At 67.7% G+C, this 10,041-nt stretch carries 7 protein-coding genes and 1 pseudogene; 3 read left to right on the top strand and 5 right to left on the bottom strand.

Features of this window, described 5'->3' with window-relative positions; translation table 11 throughout:
- Positions 1-116 precede the first annotated feature (116 nt).
- The 5 genes from ACP690_RS17850 to ACP690_RS17830 form a co-directional block, all read right to left on the bottom strand.
- On the bottom strand, positions 117-1,958 hold the full coding sequence (locus tag ACP690_RS17850) for a LamG-like jellyroll fold domain-containing protein (protein WP_426261887.1): 1,842 nt from the start codon (positions 1,956-1,958) through the stop codon (positions 117-119).
- Positions 1,955-3,241 (bottom strand): MFS transporter, encoded by a 1,287-nt coding sequence (locus tag ACP690_RS17845; RefSeq protein ID WP_426255102.1) that lies wholly within the window; start codon positions 3,239-3,241, stop codon positions 1,955-1,957. The genes ACP690_RS17850 and ACP690_RS17845 overlap by 4 nt, the downstream gene beginning before the upstream one ends.
- 59 nt (positions 3,242-3,300) lie before the next feature.
- Positions 3,301-4,095 (bottom strand): 2-keto-4-pentenoate hydratase, encoded by a 795-nt coding sequence (locus ACP690_RS17840; protein ID WP_426289883.1) that lies wholly within the window; start codon positions 4,093-4,095, stop codon positions 3,301-3,303.
- A 63-nt stretch (positions 4,096-4,158) separates the two neighbouring features.
- Entirely contained in the window at positions 4,159-5,589 is a 1,431-nt protein-coding gene (locus ACP690_RS17835) for a mannitol dehydrogenase family protein (protein ID WP_426261885.1), read from the bottom strand.
- Positions 5,586-7,082, bottom strand: a complete 1,497-nt coding sequence (locus ACP690_RS17830) for a UxaA family hydrolase (RefSeq protein WP_426261884.1) — start codon at positions 7,080-7,082, stop codon at positions 5,586-5,588. The genes ACP690_RS17835 and ACP690_RS17830 overlap by 4 nt, the downstream gene beginning before the upstream one ends.
- A gap of 113 nt (positions 7,083-7,195) precedes the next feature.
- Here ACP690_RS17830 and ACP690_RS17825 point away from each other — a divergent pair, with 113 nt between their 5' ends.
- The 3 genes and pseudogenes from ACP690_RS17825 to ACP690_RS17815 form a co-directional block, all read left to right on the top strand.
- On the top strand, positions 7,196-8,224 hold the full coding sequence (locus ACP690_RS17825; protein ID WP_147037164.1) for a LacI family DNA-binding transcriptional regulator: 1,029 nt from the start codon (positions 7,196-7,198) through the stop codon (positions 8,222-8,224).
- A 79-nt stretch (positions 8,225-8,303) separates the two neighbouring features.
- Entirely contained in the window at positions 8,304-9,752 is a 1,449-nt protein-coding gene (gene uxaC, locus ACP690_RS17820) for a glucuronate isomerase (RefSeq protein ID WP_426261883.1), read from the top strand.
- 2 nt (positions 9,753-9,754) lie between these two features.
- Positions 9,755-10,041: pseudogene (locus tag ACP690_RS17815) on the top strand (5-dehydro-4-deoxy-D-glucuronate isomerase); the annotation flags it as partial.

Below are 10,041 nucleotides of genomic sequence, written 5' to 3'. Positions count from 1 at the left end.
CTCACACGGCGCTTGGCTGGCTCACGCCAGCCGAATATGCTGCATCCGTCGGGGTTAACCCCGACGGATGCAAACCGGAAACTCGCATCATGCCCGGATGAGAAACCGGGGGACCGTCATCGGATGCGCGCGCCGTCGAGGCTTTTGGCGGAGAAAGCGGGGTCGGACGCGGCGATCGACAGATACAGGCTGTCGTTGGGCAGGATGCGATCGCGCAGGTCGAGCCACAGCGTGCGCTTCTGCCCCGGTGGCACGGTAACCGACAGGTCGATCATGTCGCGCTCGGGCCAGATCGGGTCCTTGACGCGGATGTCGAGTGCGACCGGCTTGGTGCCCGGCAGCGCGGGCAGGTCGATCGCGATGCCGTCCAGCCCGTCGCGCAGATTCTGCCAACCGTAATCGAAGGCGCGGGCGACCGGCTGGTCGGGCAGCGCATCGCCCAGGGTCGCCGGGATCAGGATATGGACGATCGGCGCCATGCCGGCGGGGCGCGCCACGGTGCCGCCACCGCCCGCCGCGCCGGCACCGACCGCAGCCTTTACGCCTGCGGTCGGCATCGCGACGACCGTGGCGCGCTCGTCGGGAGCGTAGCGGCCGGCGATGAAGCCGTTGAGCGGTGCCAGGGCCGCGAGTGTCGGCGCCATGTCGGCCCGGATCGTATAGTCGAGCTTGAAGCTGCCCGCCGGTTCGGTGCCGGCGCCGATGTCATAGGCCCACAGCTCCTGGATCGGCTGTTCCTGCATCACGTTGGTGAAGTGCAGCGTGCCACCGGTGCGGGGTGCGAACTGGTCGACGCTGCGCACCACGCCCTTCGGCCGGGTGGCGAGAATTGTGTCCTTGCCGTCACCCGTCCAGCTGAGGCTGCCATAGGCCGCGCCGCGCAGTTCGACGCGGTTGAAGCGTTCGCCCGCCGGCACGGTCAGGTCGTAGCGCTTGCCGCCTTCGACATAGACGTTCCAGTCGGGCAGCTCGAAATAATCGTCGCGACCGGGCAGGCGCGACCGGTTGTAGACGCCGGGCCACGTCGTCTCGGCGATGCCGTCGACACCCTTCCACATCCATTCCTTCAGGTCCTTCGCATCCGCGAATTCGACCTTGCGCACGCGGGTGACCGGCGCGTCGAGCAAAGGCGGCAAGCCTTTGTCCCAGCCGTAGCGGTGCAGCCATGCCTGCCGCTCTGCTTGCGGATCAGCAGCGGGCAGCGGACCCGGTTCCGTCTTCGCCGCCAGCGCGGCAACGTTGGCGGGGGAGAGCATCCGGTCATAGACGCGGATATCGTCGACGTCGGACCCGCGCATGAAATTGTAGCGGCTCTGCACCTGATGCGGCGCCAGCACGCGCCCCGCCAGGCCGAACTGGTCGAGGCCGGTGTCGAGGTCGGCGGTATGATCCTTGCGCGCGACTTCCTTGCCATCGACGTAGAGCGTCACGCCCTTGGTCTCGTCCCAGGCGAAGGCGATATGCTGCCACGCCTTCGCATCGGGGATGGTCGGCATGCGCCACGAGACGCGGATGCGCGACAGGTTCGTGTCGGTGACGAAGGCGTCGAAGCCGTGGCCGTTCCAGTCGATCCGCAGGAACGCCATGTCCCAGCTGGTGTGATCGGCGAAGCCGGCGCGGAAGATGACGAACGGCGCCTCGCCCAGCGGTTCACGCGCACGCCAGAAGAAGGAGAGGGTGCCGCGCGTGCCGCGCATGTTGCCCGGCGCCCGCCACGCGACATAGCCGTCGTCCGCCCAATGCGCCGCGCCGCCGATCGCACCGTCGGGCACGATGCGCACGTTGGCGCGGAAGTTCGGCACGGCCTCCCCGTGCGCGACCGTCGCGTCGAAGCCGGTGTCGAGCGGCGCGTGGAACAGCAGGCCGGGCGATGTCTCCTGCGCCTGCGCCGTCGTTGCCGTAAGGGCGGCGGTCGCCAGTGCGAGCGCGGAGGTCAGCGAACGCCGGCCGCCCTTCACAACGCGTCGACCCGCGCGAGGCGTGGGCTGAGCAGATGGACGACGCCGACCGCGATCAGATAGACGCTGCCCGCCACCGCGAAGATGATCGTGTAGCTGCCCGTCGTCTGCAGGATATAGCCGGTGAACTTCGCCATCATCATGCCGCCGATTGCCCCGACCGTGCCGCCGATGCCAACCACCGATCCGACCGCCGCCCGCGGGAACATGTCCGACGGGATGGTGTAGAGGTTGGCCGAGAAGGCCTGATGCGCCGCAGTGGCGAGGCCGACGATCGCGACCGCCAGCCACAGATGGTCGACATATTGCGCGAAGAAGATCGGCGTCACCAGCAGCGCGCAGGCGAACATCGTCCATTTGCGCGCTGCATTGGCGGTGAAGCCACGCTTCATCAGCCGCGACGACGACCAGCCGCCGGCGATGCTGCCGAAGTCGGAGATCAGATAGATGACGACCAGCGGCGGCCCGAAGCTGACGAGGTCGAGGTGATAGGTCTTGGCGAGAAAATCGGGCGTCCAGAAGAGGAACAGCCACCAGATGGGATCGATCAGGAACTTGCCGAGCGCATAGGCCCAGGTTTCGCGATAGCCCAGCAGCTTCAGCCAGCCGATCTTCTGAACCGGGTCGGCGGGATCGCTTTCGATATAGGCGAGCTCGGCGGCGGACACCTTCGTGCTCTCGCGCGGGCGGCGGTACAGCACGATCCAGGCGACCAGCCACAACAGGCTGACGGCGCCCGTCACGATGAACGCCATCCGCCAGCCAAAGGCGAGCGTGATGACCGGCACGATCAATGGCGTCACCACCGCGCCGACATTGGCGCCGGCGTTGAAGATGCCGGTCGCGAGCGCGCGCTCCTTCGCCGGGAACCATTCGGTCACCGATTTGAGGCCCGCGGGGAAATTGCCGCTTTCGCCGATGCCCAGAATGAAGCGCGCGACCGAGAATTGGAACGCCGAGCCGACGAAGCCGCACAGCGTATGGCCGAGCGTCCAGATGACGAAGGCGATCGAATAGCCGATCCGCGCGCCGACCGCGTCGACGATCCGCCCGAAGCTGAGATAGCCGATCGCATAGGCGGCCTGGAACCAGAAGATGACGTCGGCATAGGTCGTTTCCGACCAGCCGAGTTCGGCCGAGATCGTCGGCTTCAGCACCCCGATCATCTGGCGGTCGACATAGTTGATCGCGGTCGCTGCGAACAGCAGGCCGCAGATCACCCAGCGATAGCGGCCGACGCTGGCGGGTGCGGCCGTGACCTCCGGCGCTTCGATCGTTGCCATCGGTCTGTCTCTCCTGTGTCAGCGGCCTCTTGGCGGGCCGTTCGTCGTGGGATGGCGCGTTATTGCGCGGTGATCGTGCAGTGGATCGACAGGCGGCCGTCGAACCGCGCCTCCACCCGGTCGCCGACGGCGACCTGATGGACGCCGGTGACTGCACCGGTCGAAATCCACTGTCCCGCCGTAACCGGGATATTGCGTGCGGCGAGATGCTGGAACAGGAAACGCGCCGCGCCGAAGGGGCCGTCGAGCATGTCGGCGGCGATGCCGGTGCCGATCTCCGCATCGTTGATGTAGAGCGCGACCGGCCAGCAATTGAGGTCGGTATCTTGCCAGCCGTCGATCGCGGCGCCGATGACGAGGCCGTTATTGTTGCCGAAATCCGAAATGGTGACGGTCGGCCCGTTGGTGTTGATCCCGGGGAAGGGGGAACTCGCGATCTCGATGCCGACATGCACCGCATCGATCAGCGCGCGGGCGTCCGCCATGGAAAAGTCACGCTGCGCCGGATCGGGTGCACGGCCGATGCGCAGCAGGAATTCCGCCTCCGCCGCGCCGAAGCCATCGGCGAAGATCGGCATCTCGCAATGCTCGGCGTCGGTCACCTGATCGGCGAAGATCGGGCCGGCCAGGCGGTCGAACCCTTCGGCGGGCGGGTTGATCCGGCCGACCTTCCAGCCGGCGACCGGACGATCGCTGAGCGCCAGCGCGGCATCCTGGACCGCATAGGCGTTCGCCAGATCGTGCGGAATCGTTCCCGGATAGTCCGGCAAAGCCGTGGCCGTCCGTCGCGCCTCTACGAACGCCTGCGCAACCTGCGCGATATCGCTGTCCGGCTTCACCGCAGCCCCTCCCATGTCATTCGTCGTTATCGGATCGATATGGGAAACCGGTGTCATTGGCAAGCATCGCAAGCGTCCTCACGCGAAAAATCGCGGCCAGTCCGCCGATGCGGCGGCCGTCGCGGCGGCGGTGATCTCTGTGCGCACCTCGGTGTCGGCAGCGATGGCGGACGGCACGAGATGTCCGGCCGCGATCAGCGCGTCGACCACCGCCGCCACGTCCTGTTGCCGCGCGATCGACCGCAGCGTTTCGGCCGCCGGATCGACGATCGCCGTGTCCGTACGCGCGCGCGCCATCAGGAATGCGACCCATCCGCCGAGCGCGCGGACCACATGGGTGGGCATACGCCCCGCCTGCCGGTTGGCGACCAATGTGTCGCCAAGGCGATAGGGCAGTTTCTGCGAACCGTCCTGCGCGATCTGGTCCAGCCGGTGGACGATCGCGGGATTGCGGAACCGGGTCAGGATTGCCGCCGCATAGGCGTCGAGGTCGAAGCCCGGCACCGGGGTGAGCATCGGTGCGATATCCTGCTGGATCATCGCGGCGACGAATGCGGCGAGGGGGCCGTCCGCCATCGCTTCGGCCACACTCGTCGCGCCGCGCAGCAGGCCGATATAGGCAAGGGTCGAATGCGCGCCGTTGAGGATACGCAGCTTGGCCCGCTCATAGCTGGCGACATCCTGCGTCAGCGTCGCACCCACGCTGCCCAGGGCCGTGATGGCGTCCGCCCCGACGTCCTCGATCACCCATTGGACGAAGGCCTCGCGCTGGACGGGAGCGTCGTCGTCCACGCCGATCGCGTTGGCCACGTCGGCGAGCAACGTCGCATCGCTTGCCGGCGTGATCGAATCGACCATCGTGGAGGGGACGCGCACCGTCTCGGCGATCCATGCCGCAAGGTCCGCATTGCGGGCGGCGGCGAAGGCGACGAGCGCGGCGTGCAGCTTGCGCCCGTTGCTCGCCAGATTGTCGCACGGCATCGCCACGAACGGAGCGACGCCCGCGGCCCGGCGCGCGGCGAGCCCCGCCACCAGCCAGCCGACGATGCTGCGCGGCGGCGCGCCCGCCAGATCGTGGACGATATCGGCGTGGGTCATGTCCAGCGTGCCATCGGCCCGCAGGCAATAGCCCTTTTCGGTGACCGTCATCGTCACCAGCCGGACGTCGGGGTCGGCCAGCAGCGCCGCGACCTCCGCATGATCGTCGGGCCCCAGGAAGCGTTTGTGCGCCCCGATGATGCGCATGGCCGGCTCGGCGTCGCGCAGCGCGAGCGTATACAGGCCGTCCTGCGCGGCCAAGGCTTCGACCGTGCCGGCGCTGCGCAGCGACACGGCTGCGATGCCCCAGTCTGGGTCGCGTGCCAGCAGATCGTCGATATAGGTCGCCTGATGCGCGCGGTGGAAGGCGCCGGGGCCGAAATGTACGATGCCGATCTTGCCCTCCGGCCGTTTCCGCGGCGCGGCGATGGCGGCCGGGACCTGAGGCAGGGTGGCGCGGGATAGTCTCATAGCGTGACGCCTCGTTTCCAGATCGCGATCTCGCGCTCGCCATTGCGTTCGGCGGCGGTGGCCTCACCCGACGCGACCGCGACGATGCGTGCGAGCAAGGCCTCGGATGCGGCGTCGAACCCGGTGTCGAGCACCGCGCCCGCATCGAAATCGACCCAGCCGGGCTTGCGCGCGGCAAGGTCGCTGTTCGATGCGATCTTGATCGTCGGCACCGGGAAACCCAGCGGCGTCCCACGTCCGGTGGTGAACAGGATCGCCGTCGCCCCCGCGGCGGCAAGGGCGGTGGAGGATACCGCATCATTGCCCGGCGCCTCCAGCAAGGTCAGGCCGGTCTGCGTCGCCTCCTCGCCGTAATCGATCACCGCGCCCACGCGAGCCCGCCCGGCTTTCTGTACGGCACCGAGCGATTTTTCCTCCAGCGTCGTGATCCCGCCGGCGACGTTGCCGGGGGAGGGGTTTTCCGACACCGGCTCGCCGTGATCGAGGAAATAGCGTTTGAAACCGTTCACCACGCCGACGATCCGGTCGAACACCTGCGACGCGGCGGCGCGATCCATCAGCGTCTGTTCGGCGCCGAAAATCTCGGGAATTTCGGTGAAGACGACGCGCCCGCCCGCCCCGACGACGCGGTCGCTCATCTGTCCGACCAGCGGGTTGGCCGTCAGGCCCGACAGCCCGTCCGATCCACCGCATTTCACGCCGAGGACGAGATCGCTCAGCGGGCACGGCGAGCGGTCCGCCCGTGCCGCCTCGGCAAGCGCGACGACCGCAGCGATGCCCTCTTCGACCTCGTCGGCGCTGAGCTGGGCGGTCAGCGTGCGGACCCGGCCGCGATGTGCCGCCGGAACCGCATCGAGCAACGCCGCGACCTGATTCTCTTCGCAGCCCAGCCCGACGATCAGGACGCCGCCGGCATTGGGATGGCTCGCCAGTCCGGCCAGGATCGCGCGGGTGCCGCCCAAGTCATCGCCCAGCTGCGAACAGCCGTGCGGGTGAGTGAAGGCGTGGACGCCATCCACCGCATCGCCGATCTGCGCCGCGGCGCCCGCCGCGATCCGCTGCGCCGTCCGCGCGACGCAACCGACCGTCGGCAGCACCCAAATCTCGTTACGCGTCGCAACCCGCCCGTCTGCACGACGATAGCCCATGAAGGTCGGGGCCTCGGCCTGCGGCAGGGTCGCTGCGGGCGCCGGCGCAAATCGATAGTCCAGCGTCGCATCGAGCGCGGTCGACAGATTGTGGCTGTGAACATGCGCGCCGGACCGGATGGCGGCGGTGGCATGGCCGATCGGAAAGCCGTATTTGAGGACGGGCGCTCCGACGCCCATCGGCAGCAGCGCGACCTTGTGACCCCGCGCGATATCGTCGGCGAGCGTAATCGCGCTGCCGGTCGCGTCCCCGGCGCCGTCGACCGTCAGCGTGTCGCCGGCGCGTGCGTCGTCCAGCATCGTGGCGACCGTATCGGTCGGCGCCACCTTCCATGCCCTCGCCATGCCATCCTCTCGACATTCGTTTCGGTAACCGGTGTCAGATGTGTCCTGTCCGGACGATCTTTGCAAGGGCGTGGGACTGGCGGGATCGTTTCGCCCGCTTTACACCCGGTGCCATGCAGAAGACCGGCCAGCCGACGATCAACGATGTGGCGCGCGTCGCCGGCGTATCGAAGAAGACCGTCAGCCGGGTCATCAACCGTTCGCCCTTGCTCAACGAAGAGACGCGCAAACGCGTCGAAGAGGTGATCGCGGATCTTAGCTATATCCCCAATCCGCAAGCGCGGGCGCTGGCGCTGCGCCGCAATTTCCTGATCGGCCTCGTCCACGACAATCCCAATGCGCAGACGGTGATGAATGTCCAGCAGGGCATGCTGGAGGCGCTGCACGATACCGAATTCGAAATGGTGGTGCGCCCGCTCGATCGCGGCTCGGCGACGATGCTGGAGGATCTGCGCCACTTCCTCGAACGCCAGCGCCTGTTCGGCGTGTTGCTGATGCCGCCGATCAGCGAGAACGATTCGGTGGCGAAGCTGTGCGACGATATCGGCTGCCGTTATGTGCGCATGGGGTCGGCGGTGCTGGATGCGGCCGACCATATGGTCGCCTCCAACGACCGCGAGGCGGTGCAGGGCGCGGTCGCCTATCTGATCGAACAGGGGCATCGGCGCATCGGCCTGGTCGCGGGCCCGCACGGCTTCCGCTCGGCGCGCGAGCGGCGGCAGGGCTTCGAGGATGCGCTGGCGGAGGCGGGGATCGCGCTGCCGCGATCGATGATCGCCGACGGCAATTATACGTTCGATTCGGGGCTGGTCGCGGCAGAGCGATTGCTCGATGTCGTGCCGCGCCCGACGGCGATCTTTTCCTCGAACGACGAGATGGCGGCGGGCGTGATCCATGCCGCCCGCCAGCGCGGCCTGGAGATTCCGCGTGACCTGTCGATCATCGGCTTCGACGACACGCCGATCGCCGCGCATGTCTGGCCCCCGCTGACGACGGTGCGCTGGCCGATCGCCTCCATGGCGCGATCGGCGGCGCTGAAGCTGATCGCAGGCGGCATGGAGCAGGAACCGGACGTGGAAGAACCCTCGCTTTTTCTGTCGACGCTGATCCGTCGTGCCTCGGTCGCGGCGCCGCGCGAATGAGGCTGGGGGTTGCGTCGCGATTTGACACCGGTTACCAAGCTGGCAGCCGCCTGCCGAAGGGCGCTTCGAGAGGATAGAGATGGCCCGGGCTTTGCGCCTCGACCCCGACCGCCTGTTTCCGGCTGATCCGACGACGCGCAGCATCGCGCGCACGCTCTATGCCGGTGTCGCAGACCTGCCGATCGTCAGCCCGCACGGCCACACCGATCCGCGCTGGTTCGCCGAGAATGCGAACTGGACCGACGCGACCTCGCTGTTGCTGGCGCCCGATCATTATCTGTATCGCATGCTCTACAGCCAAGGCATCGCGCTCGACGCGCTGGCGATTCCGCACAAAGGCGGCGTGCCTGCCACCGATCCGCGCGCGGCATGGCGCGTGTTCGCGGACCATTATCACCTGTTCCGCGGGACGCCCTCGCGCCTGTGGCTCGATCATGTCTTCGCCGAGGTGTTCGGGATCGAGGTGGCGCTGGAGGCGGAAACCGCCGACCTCTATTTCGACGCGATCGGAGAGGCGCTCGCCACCGATGCGTTTCGGCCGCGCGCGCTCTTCGATCGCTTCCGCATCGATTTTCTCGCGACGACCGAGGGCGCGCAGGACAGCCTCGATGCGCATCATGCGATCCACGCATCGGGCTGGGGCGGACGCGTCGTCACCACCTATCGCCCCGATGGCGTCATCGACGTCGAACATGAGGCGTTCGTGCCGGCGATGGCGCGCTTCGCCGAGTTGACCGGCGAGGACGTCTATGGCTGGCAGGGCTATCTCGCCGCCCACCGCAAGCGCCGCACCCACTTCCGCGCGGCGGGCGCGACCGCGACCGATCACGGCCATCCGACGGCAGCGACCGCCAATCTGACGCCGCAGGAATGCGAAGCGCTGTTCGCGCGGATCGTCGGCGGCGATTGGACCCCGGCGGACGCCGAGCTGTTCCGTGCGCAGATGCTGACCGAAATGGCGGCGATGAGCATCGAGGATGGCATGGTCATGCAGATCCATCCCGGCAGTTTCCGCAACCACAATGCCGGTCTGTTCGCCAGTCACGGCCGCGACAAGGGTGCGGACATCCCGACGCGCACCGATTACGTCCGCGCGCTCAAACCGCTGCTCGACCGGTTCGGCACCTCGACCGATCTGTCGATCATCCTCTTCACGCTGGACGAGAGCGCCTATGCGCGCGAACTCGCGCCGCTCGCCGGTCATTATCCGTGCCTGAAGCTGGGCCCGTCCTGGTGGTTCCACGACAGTCCCGAAGGCATGCGCCGCTTCCGCGAGATGACGACCGAGACCGCCGGATTCTACAACACCGTCGGCTTCAACGACGACACGCGCGCCTTCCTGTCGATCCCCGCGCGGCACGACGTCGCGCGCCGTGTCGACTGTGCCTTCCTGGCGCGACTCGTCGCCGAACATCGCATCGCGGACTGGGAGGCGGCGGACCTCGCGCAGGAACTGACCGCCGGCCTCGTTCGCCGCGCCTATCGTATCGACCAGAGCATGGCCGCCCCGCGCGGCCCGAAGGAGTGACCATGTACGACCGGACCTATTATGCGACGCATCCGGACATGATGGAGTGCGTGTCGAACGACGAGCTGCGCGCCCGCTATCTGATCCAGGGGCTGTTCCGCGACGGCGAGTGCGTGCTGAATTACACGCATGCCGAACGCTTCGTGATCGGCGGCGTCGCGGTGGCGAGCGGCAGCGTCAAGCTGCCCGACCAGACCGAGCCGGCGTCGGCGGCGGGCCACCCCTTCCTCGAACGCCGCGAGATGGCGATCGTTAACGTCGGCAAGGTCGACGGCAAAGTCACGGTCGA

It is taken from the genome of Sphingomonas sp. DC4900 (genome assembly GCF_049896485.1).
GTDB lineage: Bacteria > Pseudomonadota > Alphaproteobacteria > Sphingomonadales > Sphingomonadaceae > Sphingomonas > Sphingomonas aquatilis.
Note: the sequence above shows the minus strand (reverse complement) of the source record. Positions and strands in the feature narration are given on the sequence as shown.

Excerpts from the sequence above, each read along its gene's own strand:
- ACP690_RS17845 (WP_426255102.1), bottom strand. The coding sequence starts at position 3,241 with ATGGCAACGATCGAAGCGCCGGAGGTCACGGCCGCACCCGCCAGCGTC.
- ACP690_RS17840 (WP_426289883.1), bottom strand. The coding sequence starts at position 4,095 with ATGGGAGGGGCTGCGGTGAAGCCGGACAGCGATATCGCGCAGGTTGCG.
- ACP690_RS17835 (WP_426261885.1), bottom strand. The coding sequence starts at position 5,589 with ATGAGACTATCCCGCGCCACCCTGCCTCAGGTCCCGGCCGCCATCGCC.
- ACP690_RS17830 (WP_426261884.1), bottom strand. The coding sequence starts at position 7,082 with ATGGCGAGGGCATGGAAGGTGGCGCCGACCGATACGGTCGCCACGATG.
- ACP690_RS17825 (WP_147037164.1), top strand. The coding sequence starts at position 7,196 with ATGCAGAAGACCGGCCAGCCGACGATCAACGATGTGGCGCGCGTCGCC.
- uxaC (WP_426261883.1), top strand. The coding sequence starts at position 8,304 with ATGGCCCGGGCTTTGCGCCTCGACCCCGACCGCCTGTTTCCGGCTGAT.